The following is a 21,878-nucleotide window of genomic DNA, read 5'->3' on the forward strand; positions in this document are numbered from 1 at the left end:
TTTCTGACTTAAATTTCGCTCAAATAAACTTCGAGTAATTTAAACCAATCAATTAATGAAAATATATTCGATTAATCAACCAGTAAAAATCCACACAAGTTGTTCTTCATAATCTCTTAATGATCTTCTCGATGCTTCGTCAGCATCAAGCTAGGTCGGCTATATTACTCTCTATTTTTAGAAAGTCAACATGCAATGTTGATTTTATTTCTAAACTTACCACCTAAACCAGAACTCAACCATTTTGGCTAAACCCTTGTTTATCAACAAGTTTTTATCAACATCACCGCCGATGGATGTGCATTATAGGCGAAATATTTACGCTTGCAAGCCCTTTGATAAAAAAATTTAATCATCCGATTATTTTTTATTCATTTTACCTTTTTTAGCTATAAATTTCGGCCAAAAGTGTTTAAATACTCTCTTAAAATGTGCGCTGGGTCGAATGACTCTGCTTTCTCTTTTTTGCTTTCAGTATTCAAAGCACTAGGATCTTTTATGCGTCAACAACAATATGTATGGATTAGCCTGCTGACTTTAGGGATGGCCTCCCCTGCTTTTGCCAATGAATCTGCAGTAGACAGTTCTACCCGCACCACAGCAGAAGTAGACTCATCTGCAGCAACCAGCAAAGCCCCTTCACGCTTTGAATCCTTAAAAGAGCTGAAAAATATTAAAGCACAAGATTTGAAAGTGAATGCCAATGCCGCACAACCGGAAAGTGTTAAAGATCCGCTGCAACCTTTAAACCGTCAGGTCTATGCTTTAAATGATGTGTTAGACCGCAATATTGCCCGTCCGCTGGCCGTGCAATATACAGAAAAAGTTCCTGGCGATGTGCGTGGTTCTTATCGTAACTTCCGTAAAAACCTGGGTGAACCATGGAATGCAGTAAACCAGCTGATTCAGGGCCGTCCACTCAGAGCGGCAAAAACGCTGGGCCGTTTTACCGTGAATACCATCACCACTTTAGGTCTGGCTGATCCGGCCCGTCGTTTGGGAATGGAAACCGAAGATGAAGATTTTGGCACCACTTTAGGCTATTTCGGTGTGCCGTCTGGCCCGTATCTGGTTTTGCCGATTATTGGCCCAAGTACCTTCCGTGATGGTTTTAGCCGTCTGGTTGACAGTCAGGCCCGTCCACAAAAATACATTCTAGAAGATCATGATGGACTGTACTGGACCGAGCAGGCTTTACGCGGCATTGATGCCCGCTCCCAGATTCTGGATGTAGAACAGGTGTTACAAGGAGATCGCTATGCCGCCATCCGTGATATTTACCTGCAGCGTAAAAACTTTGAAATTGCCGAGAAAAAAGGCCTAGAGGCCGAGAGCATTTCATTTATTGAAGATGTCGAAGACGACTACATCGAAGATGAAGAAAACTTTGATTCAGTTGCACCGCTCACTGAATAATTTGTAATACTTCTTTCTGGCGGGAAGTTCAACTTCCCCTAGTAATTCATTGATTGTTATAGTACATCTATCCCCTAAAGCGCATAGGATTATATTCTACATTTATGTATTTCATTCAGCCCACACGTGATATTCCCTATCTAGATCAGGTGATTGACACACTGCCCAGTGTGCAAATGATTCGCATAGATGACATCGACCTATATGATCAGACCATCATTGCCATTGCCGATGTACAGGATTATTTAACCCATCGCTGGAATTTACCGACCATTGTTTTGGGCTTTGAAGATGAAGGTCTGGCCCTGTCGCAAGCCTGGGAACAAGGCGCTCTGGCCGGCTGGATCTGGAGCAAACTGCCAGCAGAGCCGCAGCAGGCCCTGCTTAAAATTGATGCGCAATATAAACGCAACCAGGACAGCCGTGATTTACCCTCGGCTGCAGAGTTACAAAAACGTTTACTGCCAAACCCAATTGAACTGGTCAATTATGAAATTGAAACCCTGTTTCAGCCTTCGGCCTATTTATCCGGCGACTGGTTTGATTACTGGAAAATTAGTGACAAAGAGCTGATTTTTTATCTGGCCGATGTGTCCGGCCATGGGGTAACCAGCAGTTTATTAACCTCGTGGATGGCGGCTTTTCATGGTCGTTCCAAAACCCCGCGCGAGTTACTGAAAAAACTGAACGGGATGCTGGTACAGGAAAATATTGAAAAGCATATCACCATGATTAGCGGGATTTTAAACCTGGAAACCCATCAGCTGCGCTGGTCCAGTGCCGGACATTATCCGCCTGCGATTATCTTTGAGCCAAATCAGCCACCGAAAATCTTAAACACCAGCAGCTTCCCGTTGGGCCTGACCGAAGACCTGGAAGTAGAAGAATATGAATGCGTGCTGTCACGTCAGGCGCGCTTTATTATCTGTTCAGATGGTGCGCTGGAACCCTATGTTGGTGGACTCAATGAACAGTTTGAACAACTGGTCTATCACTTGCAGAATCAGTCCTTTAAGGCGCCAGAACACGTGGCCGACGATATTGCCATCCTCAGTTTGTGCCGACTGAATTAATCACTTAATCAACCACTTAAAACCATCCTTAGACTTATGTCCATAGCAGACACTTGAGTCTGTGGTGTCCCTATGGGATAATTTTATCTATCCTTCTCTGCAAATGGCATTTATATGTCAACAGGTCATGTTGAATACGCAAGTTTGGATGGAACGCATATTTTCAAGCTGATCGGCGAAGTGCGTGCCCAATCTTGTATCAGTTTAGACAAACTACTCAGTAAAATTGAACAGCAAACCAATGTGGTCGGCGCCATTGTCGATTTAACTCAAACCACATTTATTGACAGTACTGTTTTGGGTGTTTTGGCAAAACTCGGGCTAAAACTTAAACAGGTACATCAGATTCAGGCGGTTATGCTGTCGACCAATCCGGACATCACCACACTGGCCAATAGCATGGGCTTGGGGCAGGTGTTTGTGATTCTGAATTACTGTGGCGATCCGAGTGTCTGCACCCGTGCCCTGATTGAAGAGCATGTGACGCATAGCAATATGCTGTCGACCGTACTGGATGCCCACAAAACCCTGATGAAACTCAACGACAGCAACCAGAATATGTTTGAACCCCTGGTCAAACAGCTACAAAAAGAACAGGACAACTTGGAACAGGTGTCTAATCAGCAAAACGTATAATTTTCAGTTTGGGAGAATGCCTGCATGACTTTCGTTTCTGTTGCACAGATGAACTCGCAAAATGATATTGAAGCCAATTTCAACACAGTCGAGCAGCTGATTCAGCAGAGTAAAGCCGCCGGCAGTGAACTGCTGGTTCTTCCTGAAAATTTTATCTGTTTTGCTGCCGGCAAGCAGCGCGAAACTGCAGCCCAGTTTGAATCTATTCAACAACGTCTGGAACAACTGGCCCATCAGCATCAAATCTGGCTGGTGGCGGGTACCCTGCCGTGTCCATTCCGCCCGGATGGTTCAGTCATTGAAGATGGCCGGGTACGTACTGTCAGCCTGTGTATCAGTCCGGAAAAAACCGAAGCCCGTTATGACAAGATTCACCTGTTTGATGTACAGGTGGGTGATGCCGTCGGGGGTTATCAGGAATCCAAATTCTTTGAACCGGGCCAAGACGTTGTGGTGGCCAAAACCCCATTTGGCAATATTGGCCTGATGGTCTGCTATGACCTACGTTTCCCGGAACTGGCGCTAAAACTGCGTGCACAAGGCGCCAATCTTCTGACAGCACCTTCTGCTTTTACCTACACCACTGGCCAGATGCACTGGCAGCTGCTGCTACAAGCACGTGCCATGGACAGTCAGTGTCAGGTTTTAGGTGCTGCCCAGCAAGGCTGGCACGGCGAAAAACGTCAAACCTGGGGTCATTCTGGTGCGACCAATTCCCGTGGACAATTACTGGCCATGGTGCAGGACGAAGGCGCGCAACTGATTACAGTCGAATTTGACCTGAAAGAACAGCAACAGGTACGCGAGTCAATGCCTTTAATGCAGCATCGCGTGTTAGTCAATTATTAAGTCTTTCCCTTGATCTCGCTGATATTGTTATCGACGTAAGCTTTCAACTTGCATATAATAATGATTCTTATTTTCAACAACAAATTATCCTGATGTTTAAAATCGTGATCACCAGTCTGGGGCTGCTGTGCTCGACACTGGCCTTGGCCGAGCTGAGTATTTCTGAAAAAATGCGTCCTGTGGTTTATTCTCAGGTCAATCCGGAGATGGCACGTCTGCCGGTTCCAGCCACACCGAATCAGATGAATCTTCCGGCCTTTGGACAAGGACTAATTGGCTGGGGCAGCGGCCCGGAAGGTGCGCAAGCGCGTTTAGATTCTATCACAGCTGCCGATGTGCATCAGATGCAAATTCAAGGTTTAACCCTGGAGATGGTGCAGGCCTGGCAGGCATTTTATACTCATGAAAGCCAGCGCAATCCCGGCAATCCGACGGCGCCCTTACGTGCCCTATTAATGCAAAAAATCGTCAGCCTGTGGTAGGGACTGACGATTTTTTAAATAGACTCTGCAAATCTGCTAGTCTGCTGCTTCATTGGTGACGCGTAATACTTCTTCGACCGTGGTTTTACCGGCCAGCACCTTACGCAAACCGTCTTCACGAATCGAACCGGATTGCTGGCGCGCATAGTTTTCCAGTTCATACTCTGCAGCATTGCCATGGATCAGGCGACGCATGTGATCATCTACCGGCACAATTTCATAAATGGCGGTCCGACCGGTAAATCCGGTATGCGCACACTGCTCACAGCCTTTCGGTTTCGGCAGGCGCAATACCTCTGCACTGCTGACAGGTTTAAACAGTTCTTTTTCAAAGTCATCAGCATCATGCCAGGTGGCGCAGTGCGCGCACAAGGTTCGGACCAGACGCTGCGCAATCACACCAATCAGGGAACTGGACAGCAGGAAAGGTTCAATGCCCATATCTTTTAAACGGGTTACGGCGCCAATCGCAGTATTGGTGTGCAAGGTCGATAATACCAGGTGACCAGTCAGCGAAGCCTGTACCGCAATTTCTGCGGTTTCCAGATCACGGATTTCCCCGACCATTACCACATCCGGGTCCTGACGCAGCATGGCTTTTAAAGCACGGGCGAAAGTCATATCGACCTTGGTGTTGACCTGGGTTTGCCCAATCCCTTCCAGCTGATATTCAATCGGATCTTCAGCGGTCAGAATATTTTTCGAGCCATCATTCAGGTCCGACAGTGCTGCATACAAGGTGGTGGTTTTCCCCGAACCGGTTGGACCAGTCACCAAGATAATGCCATGCGGACGATGCACCAGCTGTTTTAGCCGGTCATAATCATTTTGCATTAGGCCCAAATGGGTCATGTTCAGCCGTCCGGCCTGTTTATCCAGCAGACGCATTACCACCCGTTCACCATGCGAAGATGGCAAGGTTGAGACCCGTACATCGACTTCACGGCCCGCCAGTCGCAGCGAAATACGGCCATCTTGCGGAATGCGTTTTTCAGCAATATCCAGTTTGGCCATGACTTTAATCCGCGATACCAGTAACGGCGCCAGCTCACGACGCGGCTGTACAATTTCACGTAATTGTCCATCTACCCGCAAACGCACCGATAAGCGTTTTTCAAACGATTCAATATGAATATCCGACGCACCGACCCGAATGGCTTCGGATAGCAGTGCATTAATCAGCCGGACAATGGGCGCATCATCTTCCTGGTCCATTAAATCTTCGGCTTCAGGTACCGAGTCGGCCAGACTGAGTAAATCCGGATGATCTTCCAGACCTGCCGCAACCTGCTGTGATTCCCCGGTATCGCCGGCAAAACTGCTGCTTAACAGCTGATGAAATTCCTGATCGGTACATAACTGGAACTGGGCCGGATGCCCGAGAAAACGGCGTGCTTCCTGAATGGCCAGCAGCGGCGTATTTTCACGGCGCACGATAAAAGCATGATCCCCCTCATAGCGAATCAGCACGCCATGGCGTTTTGCAAAACTATAGGGAATTTGTAATTGTTTAAGTACTTGCATCAGCGATTATAATAATGATGAAAAAATCTCATTTGAGTGTACTCTAAGCTTATGACAGCGTGAAGTCTGTTTTTAGGGTTTTAAATTGAAAGGAAGACGCCCTTGCCGCATCCGAATGAATTACTGAATCATGATGAATTGCCCGATTTAAAATGGTGGGGCGAACACGAGTTTGAACTGCATCAGCCCAAAGCCTGGCAATTTGGCTCCCTGCTGTTTCGTTTAACACGCGGCATGCAGGAGTGGCGTCTGGAATATCATCGTCCGCAGGTGCAGTATGACTATGAACAGCAATGGCATCGCATCAATGACCCGAATTTTTCCTTTCCGCAGCCGGTGCAAATTGAACGCTACATGTTCAAATCGACCACCAACAAACTCCAGCTGATGCCACGTCTGGCAGACCGTTCAGTGGTGATTAAACCGGTCGATCCAATTTATATTCCGGCTGGCCAGCGTGGCACGCTGTACATTAGTACCCCGTTATGGATTGCCGGTTTTGTCGATGGTCAGCGCGAGCCGATTTTTGATTTGCCGGTGATTTTGCCCAAAGATACCTGGTTTGGACCGAATCACCGTTATGGCGAAATCTGTTATGCCACCGCGGTGGATGGCCGGACCGAGCTGCACCAGCTACGCCCGCGCGCTTTTCGTGCCATTACGCCTATTGAGTTTCATAATATCAGCAACCAGCAATTGCGCTTTGACCGGATGAATGTACCGGTGCCGGCACTGCCGCTATTTTTTAGTGAAAGTACCGGACGTTTATGGACCTCCCAAATTAAAGTCTTGCACGAAGGCTCTGACCGGCCACCACGGGTACGAATTGAAAACCGTACCCCACCGCATGCCGGTGAAGTGATTTATGTGCATCCGCCACGTGAAACCGCGGGGGCGTTATTTAATATGTTTGATTCATTCTTCTAGGGAGTAGACATGGCCGATTCCAATATCCCTAAAGAAATTACCAATAGCCTGAAAGGGATTTTCACCAATATCAACACCGAGCGCCTGACTGAAATTCTGGTGGCGCTGGTGCTGTGCTTCTTAGGCTTTCTGGTGGCACGGTTTGTCTCTAATGCCTTTATCCGCACCATTGGTAAACGCTTTAATGCGCATCAGAGTCTGGTCTGGCGTCGCGGGATTTTCTATTTTATTTTCCTGATTTTTGTGATGGCCAGCCTGAAAGAAGCCGGTTTTAAACTTAGTGTCTTCCTGGGTGCAGCCGGTATCTTAACCGTGGCGTTGGGTTTCGCGTCACAAACTTCGGCCTCCAACCTGATCAGCGGTCTGTTCCTGATTGGTGAAGGTTCCTTTGAAGTGGGTGACACCATCCAGATTACCCTCATTCGTGGTCATACCGTAGAAGGTGAAGTGATTTCGATTGACCTGCTCTCGGTAAAACTGCTCACCCAGGACAACGTGTATGTGCGTTTACCGAACGAACAGCTGATTCGGGCGCCGGTACACAACCTGTCCAAATTCCCGATCCGGCGGATTCCAATTACTCTGGCCATTAATTTTCATGAAGATATTATCAAGGTACGTGAAGTGCTGTTGGATGTGGCCAATAAATATCCGCTGGTGCTGGCCGATCCGAAACCTGCGGTGACGGTAACTGCCTTCCGAGAATCCTCAATTGAACTGCTGTTTGCGATCTGGTGCCAGCAGGAAAATTTCCTGCGAGTACGTGATGAAATGCAGGAACGGATTCGTAATGGCTTTGTCGATAACCAGATTGAAATTCCGGTACCGAAAATGGGCTTTGTCGATCATCCGCTGTCTCGACCGCTGGAAAATGCAGAGATTGATCAATATGCCAATGAAAAAGCCCTGAAACGTGAACCGGATTTAAAATAGATTTTTTAATATTAGCCTTCTCCACCAAGAGAAGGCTTTTTTCTATTCAGAGGGTGACCGTTCAACTGGCTGTTCTGGATCGGGCATTGGCGCAATATAGGCAATGATCAGCATCACCGCACCGGCGGCTAAAAAGGAAATCACCCGGGTTAAAGTGCCAATATGCGACAGATCAAACAGCACCAGCTTTAAGCTGACAACCACCAGAATACTGCCGCCCAGGACCCAGACCGAACGCAGCTGTTTGCGACTGGCCCAGCTCATGGTAACAAATGCCAGGCTGACCCAAAGTAAAGTCAAACTCAGTTGTACCGTGCCATTACGCCACAGCGCCAGTTCATTCAGCGGTGTACCCACATAGACATGCAAGCCACGCAGCACAATATAGCTACTCAGCCACAATAAACTCAGCACCATCAACACTGCGGCCATACTGCGGTCCAGCCCGGCCTTAACCTGTAACGACAGCATCCATAAAAAGCCGACCAGCATGGCGATGCTGACCAGATCAAAAGGATTTAAGATGGGCAGCAGATAGCCATGAAACGCCTGCTGGCTTAACAGCTGCGAACAGATCATCCAGGCCAGCATCAACAGCAAACTGCTTCGGGCCTGCCAGAACATCTGCCAGTCGGGCTGTGCCTGCCAGTAACACCAGCCGCAAAACAGCAGCGGTAAAATCACCATACTGATATACGGTTGCTGCGGTAATAAAGTCAGACTGGTCAGTAGCAGACTGAGTAAAGTACCGGCACTGACCCATTCTTTTTCGGTTCGTACACCTAAAAGCGGCCTTAACCAGAGCAGACTGAGGATGATGCCAGCTCCGGCAAACAACAGCCGCTCATTGAAAGATGCCCAGACAATACTACCCTGCTGCATCCGCAGCATGACAATTCCTGCCGCAAACAGCAGCAAGGGAACCAGGCCCGACCATTTGCTGAATAACCAGGCCACCCCGGCCTGTCGGCGTAACAGGATTTCATTCACAACCCAATAGGCCAGACTCAGGCTGAACAGGCTCAGCACCGCACTGAGCTCGCCGGACCATTCATCTTGGAGCAGCACCAGCAGCATGGTGGTCGCCAGCAACATCAGCAGACATTGAAAGCCAATCATACTGCTACTAAGTTGTTGCTGAAACTGCAGCCGGCTATTGGACAGCAACACCACGCCCACATAACTCAGGCACAATACCCAGAACATGGCGCGTGGAAATACAATCAGCTCCACCAGATAATACAGACTCGACAGTCCCGCCACGACCAGCAGGCCCATGGCCAGATACAGACTGATTTTGGACTGCCGCACCAGCCCCAACAGGAAAATCAGCAGGCCTTCAATGGCCCAGCCCATAACACTTTTTTCAGCTGGTAATAAAATCGGCGGAATTAAGGCCAGAAAAATTAAGGTCAGGCTTAAATAGCTGTGCGCAATTAGCTGTACCGTTTGATGGTGTCTGGACAATCGGTACAACACGGCGAACAGCAGTGCAAACAGCAGACTAAGCCCTGCCTGCCAGGCCGTATCCTGAAAATGCAGCACATATAAACTGCTATAGGCCAGCAACGGTGCAGCAAAAATCAGCCCAATATCCAGCGCCGGCTTGAGCTTAAACTTATCTAAGTCCTGCTGTGCCAATAACTGGCTAAAGCGGAAACCCAGCCAGATAAAGATAGCGGCATGTGCCAGAATCAACCCAGTCATCAGGTCGCGGTCAGCATCGCTGCCATGCACAAAGGCATAGCTGCCACCGACCAGCACGGTCATTAAAAAGGCAATCTGATTCAGAAACTTCCATGGCCGCAGGCTGCTGAGCACGGCCACCGCAATATTAATCACCAGATAATAGCTAATAAATTCAGGCGCAGTTGCATCACGTACCGGCAAGGTAAACGGCGCCAGATAGGCCATCCCCATGGCCATTAACGCCAGTTCAACCGACTGCTGTCTTAAACTCAGCCATAACGTCAGGGCCATTAGTAGCAGAAAACAGCCACTGGCAATCAGCAAGTTTGGAATCACCGCATTGTAATAGGCAAAGAATAAGGTCAGACACAAGGCCGCCAGCCCGAGCCCTTCCAGCCCCAGGGCAAAACTGCGATTGCGCTGTTGCAGGCGATAACCCAGTCCGGTCACGGCAGCACTGCTCAGTGCGACCATGGTCAGTTTGGTGGCCAGACTCAACTGCCAATGTTCCGTGGCAAAACGCAGTAGCAGAATAATGCCGATCACCAAAATAGAAATCGCGGTTTTCAGCACCGGATTACCCTCAAAAATCCAGTGTTTGATTTGCTGGACTAAATTGGGAGCAGGCGCTGGCGCAGCTTCAGCTGTTGCACTCAAAGGTAAAGGCGGTATGTCCGGCTGTACCGAAGAAGCCGGCTGCGGCAAAAAATGCTGGGCCTGTTGAATCTGGCCCAAATACTGTTCCAGACGCCGCAGCCAGCGCAGAAAAAAGAAAATCCAGGCCGCAGCGCCAGCAGCAATCATCCAGCCCCAATCCAGCAGCCCACCGACCACGGCAATAATCGAGGAGAGATACAGCGGCACTTTGGAGGTGGCACGAAATGCAATTAACCTTTGTTCGCCTAGCGCCTGGGCCGGTTGCTGAATAGCATCGACATAGTGCATGACACTCATCAGCAGCGCAAAACCACAGACATAGGTCAGCAGTGGAAATGATAAAAACCACGCGCTGATGGCGACAATCATCAGGCTCATCAACCAGATCATGCGGATTTCGCTCTGCCCTCTCAGCATCTTGTTTTATTCCTTTATTAATTGTGCTGATCATACAACAACTTGCACAGTGCTTATTTTATATTCATCAGATATTCGGTAACCTGCATATACAATCATCACTCAGCGTGCGTGTGTAAAATCACGTACAATAAACAGGTTTTTTGGATTAGGAAACTTTCAATGCCACCATTTGTCTTGGTCGATGGGTCTTATTTTTTATTTCGTGCGTTTCACGCCTTACCCCCTTTAACCACGTCAACCGGTATACATACCAACGCCATCCGTGGGGCAATTTCCGCAATCCAGAAACTGATGCGCCGTACCCAGCCCACCCATATGGCGGTGATTTTTGATACCCCGGAACCAACCTTCCGTCACGAACTGTCACCCATTTATAAAGGTGACCGTCCAAGTATGCCAGATGAACTGTCACAGCAGATTCCTTATTTACACGCCTTAATTCGCGCACTGGGGATTCCTCTTTATATGCTGCCGGGTGCCGAAGCCGACGATATTATTGGCACGCTGGCCAAACGCGCCGAAGCCGAAGGTCATCAGGTGTTAATTTCCACCGGCGACAAAGACATGGCTCAGCTGGTGACCGACAAAGTTACGCTGGAAGACAGCTTCAAAGAAAAGCCAATGGATGTGCAGGGTGTCTTTGAGAAATTTGGCGTCTGGCCGAATCAGATTGTTGATTATCTGACCCTGATGGGCGATGCCTCGGACGGGATTATGGGTGTTCCGGGCGTGGGTGCTAAAACTGCCGCCAAACTGCTGACTGAATACGGCTCTTTAGGCGGAATTCTAGAAAATGTCGACAAAATTAAAGGTCGCGTTGGCCAGAATATTAAAGACAATGTCGATGGTATTGCCATTGATCATCAACTGGCCAGTATTGTCTGCGATCTGGACATGGGCCTGACCTTTGCAGATCTGAAACTATGCGATCCGAATACCGAAGAATTGCGCCGTCTGTATACCGAACTGGAGTTCCGGAACCAGCTGCAGTCGCTCGATCATCCGAACAACCCGAACAGCAACAGCTATAAACAGGTCAGCCAGGCCATTACTCAAACCCCAGCGGCCGCAGAAGTCGCTACTGAAGATCAGGCCCAGCTCAGCAGCAGTGAAGACCAGCTAGGTGAAGCCACCTATCATACGGTGTTAAGCCCGGCAGACTGGGATGCGCTATTCCAGCGTTTAAGCACCGCCACACGTTTTGCCTTTGATACCGAAACCACCAGCCTAGATTATCGGATTGCCCAGATTGTCGGCTTCTCGGTGGCTTTTGATGCTACGGAAGCCTTCTATGTGCCTTTGGCGCATGACTATGCCGGCGCACCGGAACAGTTAAACCGTGAAGCGGTGCTGGCGCAGATCAAACCGATTCTGGAAAATCCAGCGGTTGAAAAAATTGGCCATCATTTAAAATATGATGCACATGTGCTGGAAAACCACGGTATTCACTTACAGGGCTGGTACTTTGACACCATGCTGGCCTCGTATGTCTTAAATTCTGTCGCCACCCGTCATGGGATGGATGATGTGGCGCGTCTGTATTTAAGTCACCTGACCACCACCTATGAACAGATTGCCGGTAAAGGCGCCAAACAGAAAACCTTTAACCAGATCGAGATTGAAACAGCCGCGCATTATGCCGCCGAAGATGCACATGTGACGTATCGCCTGTATGAAGTGCTGAATGAAAAGCTGCAGCGTCATCCGGAACTCAGCAATCTGCTGCATCATATTGAAATGCCGGTAGCACGCGTGCTAACCCAGATGGAAGAAAACGGCATCAAGCTGGATCTGAATTTCCTGGATCAGCTGGGCGTAGAATTCTCCAATACCATGCTGCAACTGGAACAGCAGATTATTGAACTGGCCGGCCAGCCGTTTAATGTCAGCTCGCCCAAACAGGTTGGCGAAATCCTGTTTGAAAAGCTGGGCATCAAAGGCGGCAAGAAAACTGCCACCGGCCAATACAGCACCAGTGAAAGTATTTTAGAAAAGATTGAGCACCCGATTGCCAGCCTGATTGTGGAATATCGCGGTCTGTCTAAACTGAAAAGTACCTATACCGATGGCTTACAAAAGCAGGCTAATAGCAGCAGCCATCGCGTGCATACCAGTTATCATCAGGCACTGACCGCAACAGGCCGTCTGTCTTCGACCGATCCGAACCTGCAAAATATTCCAGTGCGTATGGATATTGGCCGTCAAATTCGTAAAGCCTTTATTGCACCAGAAGGCCGCGTGTTACTGGCTGCCGACTATTCGCAAATTGAACTGCGTTTAATGGCGCATTTCTCGCAAGATGACGCGCTGGTTGATGCCTTCAATCATGGTCAGGATGTACACCGCCGTACCGCTGCAGAAGTGTTGAATATTGCCCTGGAAGATGTCACGCCGGATCAGCGTCGCCAGGCCAAAGCGGTTAACTTCGGCCTGTTATATGGTATGTCCGAATTTGGTCTGATCCGTCAATTGGGCTTTACCCGGGAAGAATCGCAGAACTATATCAAGCAATACTTCCAGCGTTATCCGGGCATTTATGAATATATGCAGCGCACCCGTCAGGTGGCTCTGGAACAAGGCTTTGTTGAAACCCTGACCGGCCGCCGTTTATATACCCCGGATATTGATGCCCGTAACATGATGGTGCGTAAAGCAGCAGAACGTGCAGCAATTAATGCGCCCTTACAAGGCTCTGCGGCAGATATTATTAAAATGGCCATGGTGGAGGTAGACAAAATGCTGCCACGCGATCAGGCCAAAATGCTGCTACAGGTGCACGATGAACTGGTGTTTGAAGTCGATGCCGATGTCGCCGATGAACTGGCACCCAAACTGGCCGAAGTGATGCAGTCGGTGATTGAACTGTCTGTTCCGCTGGTGGTCGAAGTGGGTAAAGGCCAGAACTGGGATGAAGCACACTAAAGTCTTTCCACCTTCCTCCTCGGAGGAAGGCTGGGCTGAAGGTCATTTGCCTCTTGGGCGAAATATCAAGGTCTTCACCTCAAAACTTGAGCCATAAAAAAGGACTCAATTGAGTCCTTTTTTTCTTGAGCTGAATTTATTAGAAGCCGGTCAGCAAAACAATCGCCACCTGGTTCATCAGAATTTCAGCAATATATAACGCCAGAAATGCCAGAATTGGAGACAGGTCAATCATGCCCATATTCGGCATGATCCGGCGAAACGGCGCCAGTAAAGGTTCTGCCAGCTCCTGAATCACTTCAATATAAGGCCCGCGTGACTGGGTAAACATCACTACCCAACTTAAAATAATGGTGGCAAAAATCAGGTAACGACAGAAACGTAGCAGGTCCTGAATCATGGTCACAAAGGTGAGAATCAGCAGATGTACCGGGCCATTAGGCATCGCCCCGTTTAAATACATCATGCCGTAATTTTTCAGCAGATAAAGCACCACCAGCAGCGCCAATGCCGCCAGATTCACCCGGCCTTTTGCCACGGTCGGGAAAATACGGCTAAATACATCTACAATTTTCGTGGCCTTGATCGTAGACAACACCACCGGATTATAAGGACTCACCGCAGCCAGCTGCATGAGAAAACGGAAGAAGACGAGCAAAATCGCTACGTTAATGATGATGCCAAAAATTAGCGCAGAATTTGCACCCATACTTGAACGTTCCTAAAATTAAATACTTTATTTAATGCTGTCACTCAGCTCGGCAGCCAGTTCCTGACTGCGTGTTTTGGCAGCCGCCAACGCCGCCTGAATATTCTGCGACACTTGCGCACGGTCAAACACTTCCAACGCTGCCTGCGTGGTCCCGTTTGGAGAGGTCACGTTTTTACGCAGCTCTGCCGGGGTATTGGAACTGGTAATTGCCATTTGTGCCGCACCCAACGCAGTTTGCAAGGTTAAAGCCGTTGCCACTTTTTCATCCAGGCCCAAGTTTTTGCCGGCACGAATCATACTTTCCATCATATAGAAAAAGTAAGCCGGGCCAGAACCGGATACTGCCGTGACTGCATCAATTTGCGCTTCAGAGTTTACCCAAATTGTTAAACCCGTGGCAGCCAAAACCTGACTTGCCAATTCACGGTCTTTGCTATCGACCGCATCATGCGCATATAAACCATGCGCACCAGTTTGTACCAGTGCCGGGGTATTTGGCATCACCCGCACCACACGGTCGGTATCGAGCAATGCCGAAATGGTGGCAATTTCTGCACCGGCAACAATCGAAATCACCAGTTTGCCTTCAAACTGCCCTTTTAGCGGTTGCAGCACGCTGGCCAGCACCTGCGGTTTGACTGCGAACACCACAATATCGGCGTCACGAATGGCAGCCTGGTTGTCTTCGGTCACATGTACATCTTTTTCTTCAAGCAACAAACGGATTTTTTCGACCGGATCAGCAACTGTAATACGCGTTGAAGGCATGCCACGTGCAATCAGGCCACCAATTAAGGCCTGTGCCATATTTCCGCCACCAATAAAACTAATATTACAATTTAACACTGCACTCATGATTCACACTCTTGGTTGAGTTCTTTATAGTTAAGAGATTAAAGTCGGTTGCCAGCCATCCGGTTCGCAATAGGCAGAATCTGCCACCCAAAACCCTTTTGGCGTGAAAACCCCTAGCATAACATTATCTCTGCTTAATATTTGAATTGTATGACGCTTCCAGGGAAAAATTTGTGCCTGCTGTATCGCCTTTTTTAATGGCCAGGCCCCGACCCGTCCATGAAGATGGATTTTTTCTCCGCCCACTCGCGTACTTAAAGTCAATTCTTGTTGGAGTAATGCAAAAGACAAACCAACCTGATGCGGTGCATTCAACTGAAACTGTCCGGCAGGTAAATCTAGGGTTTGCCCCAACTGCCAGCACACCTGTTCCCGCGCAGGGATGGCCTGTTGACTGGCCAAATATTCCAGCTGGGCCAAACGGTAAATGACATTTTGATAGCGGACATAATAAAAGCCGTTGCAATGCAAAGCCGCTTGCGCATCGGCCCGAGCCTGAATCACTTCCTGCTGAATGCGCTGCACCATGTCAAAACTTGGCCGGTACTGGTTGTCCCCTTTCATCCAGAATGACAATAACTGGCGTTGCCGCGCCTCGGACAATTGCTGAATACGGTGTAAATCTAGATGCTCGGCATCGCCACAGCTGGCCAAATCCTGCAGCAATACTTCGGCCAAAATCTGCTCGGCATCCTGCATCAGCTGGCTGCTGCGGCAAATGCTTTGCTGCATTTTGGGAAAGCGCGCGTTTAACAGCGGCCATAACTGTTCCCGACACCAGGCCCGGTCGTAGTGAATATCCTGATTGGTCGGATCTTGAACATGTGGAATCGAAAGCTGCTGGCACCAGGTCTGAATCTGCTCACGCGATAAAGCCAATAACGGCCGCCAGATTGACAGCTCAGGACGTGAATCGAAAGTTTTCATGGCCGACAAGCCAGGAATTCCAGCACCGGAAAACAGACGCAATAACACCGTTTCTGCCTGATCCTGCTGATGATGGGCCAGTACCAATATCTCGTTGGTTTGAATATGCTGCTGAAATGCCTGATAACGTGCGGCGCGTGCCTGCTGTTCCAGATTGCCTTCGGCGACCTGTACGGCTTGAATCATGCACGGAATATTGAAGGCCTGACAATGCTGCTGGACAAATTCGCCCCAGGCCTGGCTGGAAGACTGTAATTGATGATCAATATAAATGGCCCGGACTTTTTCCGGGCATAAAAACGCCATCAGATGCAGCAGCAGCATGGAATCCATGCCGCCACTACATCCGATGAGAAAATGCGTATCTTCTGGAAAAGACTGAATCTGGGTTAAGACGCCAGTCCTAAATTGTCGCTGCCAAACTTCATCAAACGCTGGTAACGTGCTTCGCATCGTTCTTGTGCATCCATCGGTTGCAATTCTTCTAGAGCCTGTTTTAACACGGCTTTTAAATCTTGCATGACTTTTTCTGGTTGCAAGTGAGCACCCTCACCTTCATCAACCACATATTCAACAATGCCCATCTGCTGTAATTTTTCAGCAGTCAGTGCCAATGCTTCACTTGCCTGTTCTGCTTTTTCTGCAGTTTTCCACAAAATAGATGCACAGCCTTCTGGAGAAATTACTGAATAAATACTGTGAGATAACATCACCACACGATCCGCAACACCAATACCCAAGGCACCGCCTGAACCGCCTTCACCTAAAACTGTTGCCACGACCGGCACTTTCAGGTTCGATAATTGAGCAAGACTGGTAGCAATCGCTTCCGCCTGACCACGTTCTTCTGCACCCACACCCGGATAAGCACCCATGGTGTCAATAAAGGTAAAGACCGGCAGCTTGAAACGTTCTGCCATATCCAGCAAACGCTGTGCTTTACGGTAACCTTCCGGGTTACTCATGCCGAAATTGTGCTGCAATTTCTCGCGGGTACTACGACCACGATGCTGGCCCACGACCATGACCGGCTGACCATCGAAGCGTGCCAAGCCACCCACCATTGCACCATCATCACCAAATAAACGGTCGCCGTGCAGCGCATCAAATTCAGTGAAAATTTCGCCTACATAGTCCAGGAATTGCGGACGCTCTGGATGACGTGCAATTTGAACCGTTGTCCATGCTTTTGATTGAGCAGCTTTATTTTTCATAAGTCGACTGTTATCCCTAAATTAACCAAAACGTTAATCGACAAATTGTTCCGAATGAATTTTTAATTCAATGTCCCAATTCTTGAACTGCACTTGTTCATCGTGCAATTCAGCGACAAGCAATGGCCATTGTTTAGCATCACCCGAAACGCTGAGCTGCCATTGTTGCGCATTCTGAACACTCAATTCAATGGCAGGAAGCATCTGATCGCTGCGACTGTGATTGACTAAAACTGCTAGGCGCAGCAGCAGACATAAATGCATTAATTTATGGCCACCGACCTTGTTGACATCAATTTTATCGTCCTGACGCAGCTTGCGGCGATGATGCGCAACCAGATGCGACAGATGGTTTTGATCAATTTGTGAAAAGCCCGGAATATCCGAATGTTGTAATAAATAAGCACCATGACGATGATAGCCACCATGACTGATCGCCAGACCAATTTCATGTAAATAGGCCGCGCGGCGCAGTAAATCACTGTCATCGCTGGTCAATTTCAGCTCCGAGGCCACGCCTTCAAACAGGTGCTGCGCGGTTTTGACCACACGTTCTGCCTGTTTCGGATCGGCGTTATAACGGCCCATCAGCGCCTGCACACTGCGGTCCCGGATATCTTCATGCTGGAAACGGCCCAGCAGGTCATACATTACGCCTTCACGTAAGGCACCATCGGAATAAACCAGTTTATCAATATCTAAAATATCAAAAACTGCATATAAAATCGCAATCCCGGCTGGCAAAACTGCTCGTCGATCTTCTTTTAAACCGTCAAAGTCCATTTCAGAGACATGCTTGTATTTAAGCAGTTTATCTTTGAGTTTTTCCAGGCCCTCACGGGTCAGATTTTCCTGCGCATTGCTCCAGCCCATATTCACGGTAATCTGGCGGCAGGCTTTAATGGTACCACTTGAGCCTACTACGGTATCCCAGCCGGCATTTTTATAGGTATTGGCAATGGTGGATAATTCTTTGCGTGCGGCAAACACGGCTTTGTCAAAACTTTTATGGTTAATTTCACCTTCGGCGAAAAAGGCTTTGGTATAGGCCACACAGCCCATCTGTAAAGATTCGGTATGAATAGGTTCGAATTCTTCACCAATAATCAGCTCGGTTGAACCACCGCCAATATCAATCACCAGGCGGCGACCACTGTTTTCCATGGTGTGCGACACACCCAGATAAATTAAGCGGGCTTCTTCACGACCGGCAATAATTTCAATGGGTTTTGGCAAGATTTCTGCGGCTTTTTGAATAAATTCATGTCCGTTTTTGGCCTGACGCAAGGCGTTGGTGGCAACAATACGTAAACGGTTCGGCTGTACAGCGCTTAAACGTCCGACAAAGCGTGCCAGACAGGCTAAACCGCGCTGCTGTGCGGCTTCGGTTAAATTTTTATTCTCATCTAAACCAGCGGCAAGCTGTACTTTTTCTGACATTGATGCCACTTTTTTTACTTCACCATGATCCACACGGGCAATGGCCAGGTGGAAGCTGTTCGACCCCATATCGATGGCTGCAAGTAACTCTTCATCAATTAAAAAATCAGACATTCTTCAAACAAACCTATACAGAATTGTGCCTAGAGTAATTCACATAAATGCAATTTAAAAGCCATTTGTGCGCACATTTCGATGAGTATTTAAATTTTCGGCAGATGTGACAATTGTGTGACACGATCATCAGCATCGTGAGCATCAATTAGACAAATTCACAGGAAAGATCGAAAATTTACATATTCCTCTACATTGTTCTAGATGGCTATGTAATACTAATAAATATAGCTATCTATACAAAAATTCATTTGGAGCACATTCCATGTCTGGCAACATCGTAAACACAACGGATGCAAACTTCGAAGCAGACGTTCTTCAATCTGAAACACCTGTATTGGTTGACTTCTGGGCGGGCTGGTGTGCGCCTTGTAAGGCAATTGCGCCAGTACTTGAAGTTTTGGCGACTGAATATGAAGGCAAAGTTAAAATTGTGAAAGTTGACGTGACCGCTTGCGAACAAACTGCCGTGAACTACAACATCCGTAACATCCCTGCACTGTTGATGTTCAAAAATGGTGAAGTGGTTGCCCAGCAGATTGGTGCTGCACCAAAATCGAAACTGACTGCATTTATTGATGAAAACATCTAAATCCTGTCTGTTTAGAAAAATTAAAATACGCTATGTTTCATAGCGTATTTTTTTCGTCTATAAATTGACAAATCGGCGTTTCTCTCTTATATTGCTTGCTCAAGAAATAAAGGACTTCCCGTCCCGCCCGTTTCTTAAAAGACACAACACAAAAATGCCGCTCGGCAACAGAAATTGTTTTTTCACATTTTTCTCTGAAACAATTAATCAGTCCTCTGAATTGTTATTGTGCAAATACAATTGCGTTCGTTTTATTGCCTGCATGCGGTCAAATGTTGCTTCCCTTCCAACCTGTACCCCAGAATTTTTGATTCTATCTGATCACCTATGAATTTAACCGAACTCAAGAAAAAACCGATTGGCGAACTCATCAAGATTGCCGAGTTTATGGGCCTTGAAGGAATGGCTCGTAACCGTAAGCAAGACATTATTTTTGCCATCTTAAAACGTCATGCAATGAATGGCGAAGAGATTTTTGGTGATGGCGTGCTCGAAATTCTGTCAGATGGTTTTGGCTTCTTACGCTCTGCAGCAGGCTCTTATTTAGCCGGTCCTGACGATATCTATGTCAGCCCTTCGCAAATTCGTCGTTTTAACCTGCGTACCGGTGACACCATTACCGGCACCATTCGCCCACCAAAAGAAGGCGAACGTTATTTTGCCCTGTTAAAAGTTAACCAGATTAACTACGACACGCCAGAAAACTCGCGCAATAAAATCCTGTTTGAAAACCTGACCCCGCTGTTCCCAACCGAACAACTGGTCATGGAACTTGGTAACGGTACCACTGAAGATTTAACCGCGCGTGTGGTTGACTTGGTTGCGCCAATTGGTAAAGGCCAGCGTTCAATTATTGTAGCGCCACCAAAAGCTGGTAAAACCATGTTATTACAAAACATCGCCCAGTCGATTGTACGTAATAACCCGGAAGTATTCCTGATTGTTCTGCTGATTGACGAACGTCCGGAAGAAGTGACCGAAATGGAACGTACCGTGCGTGGTGAAGTGGTTGCCTCAACCTTTGATGAATCTCCAGCCCGTCACGTACAAGTGGCTGAAATGGTAATTGAAAAAGCCAAGCGTCTGGTAGAACACAAAAAAGATGTGGTGATTCTGCTTGACTCGATTACCCGTTTAGCGCGTGCCTATAACACCGTGGTGCCATCTTCAGGTAAAGTCCTGACTGGTGGTGTCGATGCTCACGCACTGGAACGTCCAAAGCGTTTCTTTGGTGCCGCACGTAATATTGAAGAAGGCGGCTCACTGACCATCATCTCAACCGCGTTAATTGAAACCGGCAGCAAGATGGATGAAGTGATTTACGAAGAATTCAAAGGTACCGGTAACCAGGAAATTACGCTTGATCGTCGTATTGCCGAAAAACGCGTGTTCCCTGCCATGAACATCAAGAAATCAGGTACCCGTCGTGAAGAGCGCCTGATGTCTGAAGACAACCTGCGTAAGGTCTGGATTCTGCGTAAGCTGCTGCATACCCAAGATGAACTGGCAGCCATGGAATTCCTGCTGGATCGTATGAAAGAAACCAAAACCAATGACGAGTTCTTTGATCATATGAAGCGTAAAGCCAGCAACTAAGATCAAAACTTTTTAAAAAGGCCATCGTATAACGATGGCTTTTTTATTTCGGTTGACCATCTTTACATAAAGATACAATTGGACGTTTTCTGTGTAAACTTATTTTTAAGTAAATGATTATAAATAAGTATTTCAAAAAAACCCTATAGTTTTTAATGATTTAAATCGCCTTTCGCCAATATAAACTGAACTCTTGATTGTTATTTTCTGTTAAAAAACAACGCATTTTAGGGCTTTTTTCGGCTTTTTTTAGAGCAAGCTAGTAGTAATTAAAAAAACTCAGTGATAGCATATTCGCAGACCAGTTAGACTGCTCCTGCGTTGTTAGTGCCTAACAAAATTAGGAATAATAAAAGCATATAACAGGCTAACGTCGGTTTTTTTTAATCTCAATTTTTTAGAGAGTGATGCCATGTTATTCAAAAAAATCGCTATTGCTGCTGCAGTTGCTACTACTTTAGCTTTCGTTGGTTGTGCTAAAAAAACTGAAGAAGCTGCTGCTGACGCTAACCAAGCTGCATCTGAAGCTGTTGTAGCTGCTTCTGAAGCTGAAGCTGCTGCTGACGCTGCTGCTGTTGAAGCTGCTTCTGGCGCTGATGCTGCTGTAGACGCTGCTGCTGATGCTGCTGACACTGCTGCTGCTGCTGCTACTGACGCTGCTGATGCTGCTACTGACGCTGCTGATGCTGCTACTGACGCTGCTGATGCTGCTGTTGACGCTGCTGATGCTGAAGCTCAATAATCTTAGATTATTGACAAAAAGAGAGCCTTTTGGCCATTGCTGTCCCACAATTTTTCACAAGAGGAAGCTCATTTGAGCTTCCTCTTGTTTTATGGGTATTTTATCGGGTGAAAATAAAGCTTTTAAAGTTCTTCTTTCAAACAAATTCACTTGAATTA

Annotated in this window: 18 protein-coding genes; 11 read left to right on the plus strand and 7 right to left on the minus strand. The window is 47.6% G+C overall.

Annotated elements, in window-relative coordinates:
* The first annotated feature begins 498 nt into the window (after positions 1-498).
* From FTU86_RS12560 to FTU86_RS12580, 5 genes are all read left to right on the plus strand, one after another.
* Positions 499-1,416: a VacJ family lipoprotein gene (locus FTU86_RS12560; protein ID WP_160241591.1), complete on the plus strand. Its 918-nt coding sequence runs from the start codon at positions 499-501 to the stop codon at positions 1,414-1,416.
* 104 nt (positions 1,417-1,520) lie between these two features.
* Entirely contained in the window at positions 1,521-2,489 is a 969-nt protein-coding gene (gigA, locus tag FTU86_RS12565) for an RsbU family protein phosphatase GigA (RefSeq protein ID WP_016659506.1), read from the plus strand.
* 114 nt (positions 2,490-2,603) lie between these two features.
* Positions 2,604-3,125, plus strand: coding sequence for an anti-anti-sigma factor GigB (gigB, locus tag FTU86_RS12570; protein WP_005182525.1), 522 nt, complete (start codon positions 2,604-2,606; stop codon positions 3,123-3,125).
* A 24-nt stretch (positions 3,126-3,149) separates the two neighbouring features.
* Positions 3,150-3,974: a carbon-nitrogen hydrolase family protein gene (locus FTU86_RS12575; RefSeq protein ID WP_005182522.1), complete on the plus strand. Its 825-nt coding sequence runs from the start codon at positions 3,150-3,152 to the stop codon at positions 3,972-3,974.
* 92 nt (positions 3,975-4,066) lie between these two features.
* A complete protein-coding gene (locus FTU86_RS12580) occupies positions 4,067-4,456 on the plus strand; it encodes a DUF4951 domain-containing protein (protein WP_104470612.1) in 390 nt (129 codons plus the stop codon).
* Positions 4,457-4,492: 36 nt separating this feature from the next.
* Here FTU86_RS12580 and gspE read toward each other — a convergent pair whose 3' ends face one another.
* Positions 4,493-5,980 (minus strand): type II secretion system ATPase GspE, encoded by a 1,488-nt coding sequence (gspE, locus tag FTU86_RS12585; protein ID WP_104472732.1) that lies wholly within the window; start codon positions 5,978-5,980, stop codon positions 4,493-4,495.
* A 123-nt stretch (positions 5,981-6,103) separates the two neighbouring features.
* Here gspE and FTU86_RS12590 point away from each other — a divergent pair, with 123 nt between their 5' ends.
* Both FTU86_RS12590 and FTU86_RS12595 read left to right on the plus strand, forming a co-directional pair.
* On the plus strand, positions 6,104-6,907 hold the full coding sequence (locus tag FTU86_RS12590; protein ID WP_373683660.1) for a hypothetical protein: 804 nt from the start codon (positions 6,104-6,106) through the stop codon (positions 6,905-6,907).
* 9 nt (positions 6,908-6,916) lie between these two features.
* Positions 6,917-7,840, plus strand: a complete 924-nt coding sequence (locus FTU86_RS12595) for a mechanosensitive ion channel family protein (protein ID WP_016659510.1) — start codon at positions 6,917-6,919, stop codon at positions 7,838-7,840.
* A gap of 42 nt (positions 7,841-7,882) precedes the next feature.
* Here FTU86_RS12595 and FTU86_RS12600 read toward each other — a convergent pair whose 3' ends face one another.
* Complete coding sequence (locus tag FTU86_RS12600; RefSeq protein ID WP_180037018.1) at positions 7,883-10,603, minus strand: DUF2339 domain-containing protein; 2,721 nt, start codon at positions 10,601-10,603, stop codon at positions 7,883-7,885.
* A gap of 162 nt (positions 10,604-10,765) precedes the next feature.
* Here FTU86_RS12600 and polA point away from each other — a divergent pair, with 162 nt between their 5' ends.
* Complete coding sequence (gene polA, locus FTU86_RS12605; RefSeq protein ID WP_075167378.1) at positions 10,766-13,528, plus strand: DNA polymerase I; 2,763 nt, start codon at positions 10,766-10,768, stop codon at positions 13,526-13,528.
* Between the two features lie 139 nt (positions 13,529-13,667).
* Here polA and FTU86_RS12610 read toward each other — a convergent pair whose 3' ends face one another.
* From FTU86_RS12610 to ppx, 5 genes are read right to left on the minus strand one after another with little or no spacing between them, the layout of a single operon-like run.
* Entirely contained in the window at positions 13,668-14,237 is a 570-nt protein-coding gene (locus FTU86_RS12610; protein WP_005182501.1) for a YggT family protein, read from the minus strand.
* A gap of 27 nt (positions 14,238-14,264) precedes the next feature.
* Positions 14,265-15,095: a pyrroline-5-carboxylate reductase gene (proC, locus tag FTU86_RS12615; protein WP_005182498.1), complete on the minus strand. Its 831-nt coding sequence runs from the start codon at positions 15,093-15,095 to the stop codon at positions 14,265-14,267.
* A gap of 30 nt (positions 15,096-15,125) precedes the next feature.
* Positions 15,126-16,475: a tRNA lysidine(34) synthetase TilS gene (gene tilS, locus FTU86_RS12620; RefSeq protein WP_180037017.1), complete on the minus strand. Its 1,350-nt coding sequence runs from the start codon at positions 16,473-16,475 to the stop codon at positions 15,126-15,128.
* Positions 16,412-17,236, minus strand: a complete 825-nt coding sequence (locus FTU86_RS12625) for an acetyl-CoA carboxylase carboxyltransferase subunit alpha (protein ID WP_045795976.1) — start codon at positions 17,234-17,236, stop codon at positions 16,412-16,414. Before FTU86_RS12625 ends, tilS begins: the two co-directional genes overlap by 64 nt.
* 33 nt (positions 17,237-17,269) lie before the next feature.
* Entirely contained in the window at positions 17,270-18,790 is a 1,521-nt protein-coding gene (ppx, locus tag FTU86_RS12630; RefSeq protein ID WP_168400159.1) for an exopolyphosphatase, read from the minus strand.
* Positions 18,791-19,055: 265 nt separating this feature from the next.
* On the opposite strand from ppx, the gene trxA reads away from it, so the two are divergent.
* The 3 genes from trxA (at position 19,056) to FTU86_RS12645 (ending at position 21,720) form a co-directional block, all read left to right on the plus strand.
* The gene (trxA, locus tag FTU86_RS12635) at positions 19,056-19,382 is read left to right on the plus strand and encodes a thioredoxin (RefSeq protein ID WP_016659515.1); all 327 of its coding nucleotides are present in this window, start codon (positions 19,056-19,058) and stop codon (positions 19,380-19,382) included.
* A 327-nt stretch (positions 19,383-19,709) separates the two neighbouring features.
* Positions 19,710-20,978 carry a transcription termination factor Rho gene (rho, locus tag FTU86_RS12640; RefSeq protein ID WP_005182456.1) on the plus strand — a complete coding sequence of 423 codons (1,269 nt, stop codon included), beginning with the start codon at positions 19,710-19,712 and terminating at the stop codon, positions 20,976-20,978.
* A 412-nt stretch (positions 20,979-21,390) separates the two neighbouring features.
* Positions 21,391-21,720: a hypothetical protein gene (locus FTU86_RS12645; RefSeq protein ID WP_180037016.1), complete on the plus strand. Its 330-nt coding sequence runs from the start codon at positions 21,391-21,393 to the stop codon at positions 21,718-21,720.
* Positions 21,721-21,878 lie beyond the last annotated feature (158 nt).

Source organism: Acinetobacter sp. YH12155 (genome assembly GCF_013418255.1).
Lineage (GTDB): Bacteria > Pseudomonadota > Gammaproteobacteria > Pseudomonadales > Moraxellaceae > Acinetobacter > Acinetobacter indicus.

Excerpts from the sequence above, each read along its gene's own strand:
- gigA (WP_016659506.1), top strand. The coding sequence starts at position 1,521 with ATGTATTTCATTCAGCCCACACGTGATATTCCCTATCTAGATCAGGTG.
- FTU86_RS12560 (WP_160241591.1), top strand. The coding sequence starts at position 499 with ATGCGTCAACAACAATATGTATGGATTAGCCTGCTGACTTTAGGGATG.
- trxA (WP_016659515.1), top strand. The coding sequence starts at position 19,056 with ATGTCTGGCAACATCGTAAACACAACGGATGCAAACTTCGAAGCAGAC.
- FTU86_RS12600 (WP_180037018.1), bottom strand. The coding sequence starts at position 10,603 with ATGCTGAGAGGGCAGAGCGAAATCCGCATGATCTGGTTGATGAGCCTG.
- ppx (WP_168400159.1), bottom strand. The coding sequence starts at position 18,790 with ATGTCTGATTTTTTAATTGATGAAGAGTTACTTGCAGCCATCGATATG.
- FTU86_RS12580 (WP_104470612.1), top strand. The coding sequence starts at position 4,067 with ATGTTTAAAATCGTGATCACCAGTCTGGGGCTGCTGTGCTCGACACTG.
- rho (WP_005182456.1), top strand. The coding sequence starts at position 19,710 with ATGAATTTAACCGAACTCAAGAAAAAACCGATTGGCGAACTCATCAAG.
- FTU86_RS12595 (WP_016659510.1), top strand. The coding sequence starts at position 6,917 with ATGGCCGATTCCAATATCCCTAAAGAAATTACCAATAGCCTGAAAGGG.
- polA (WP_075167378.1), top strand. The coding sequence starts at position 10,766 with ATGCCACCATTTGTCTTGGTCGATGGGTCTTATTTTTTATTTCGTGCG.
- FTU86_RS12575 (WP_005182522.1), top strand. The coding sequence starts at position 3,150 with ATGACTTTCGTTTCTGTTGCACAGATGAACTCGCAAAATGATATTGAA.
- gigB (WP_005182525.1), top strand. The coding sequence starts at position 2,604 with ATGTCAACAGGTCATGTTGAATACGCAAGTTTGGATGGAACGCATATT.
- FTU86_RS12645 (WP_180037016.1), top strand. The coding sequence starts at position 21,391 with ATGTTATTCAAAAAAATCGCTATTGCTGCTGCAGTTGCTACTACTTTA.
- proC (WP_005182498.1), bottom strand. The coding sequence starts at position 15,095 with ATGAGTGCAGTGTTAAATTGTAATATTAGTTTTATTGGTGGCGGAAAT.
- gspE (WP_104472732.1), bottom strand. The coding sequence starts at position 5,980 with ATGCAAGTACTTAAACAATTACAAATTCCCTATAGTTTTGCAAAACGC.
- tilS (WP_180037017.1), bottom strand. The coding sequence starts at position 16,475 with ATGCGAAGCACGTTACCAGCGTTTGATGAAGTTTGGCAGCGACAATTT.
- FTU86_RS12610 (WP_005182501.1), bottom strand. The coding sequence starts at position 14,237 with ATGGGTGCAAATTCTGCGCTAATTTTTGGCATCATCATTAACGTAGCG.
- FTU86_RS12625 (WP_045795976.1), bottom strand. The coding sequence starts at position 17,236 with ATGAAAAATAAAGCTGCTCAATCAAAAGCATGGACAACGGTTCAAATT.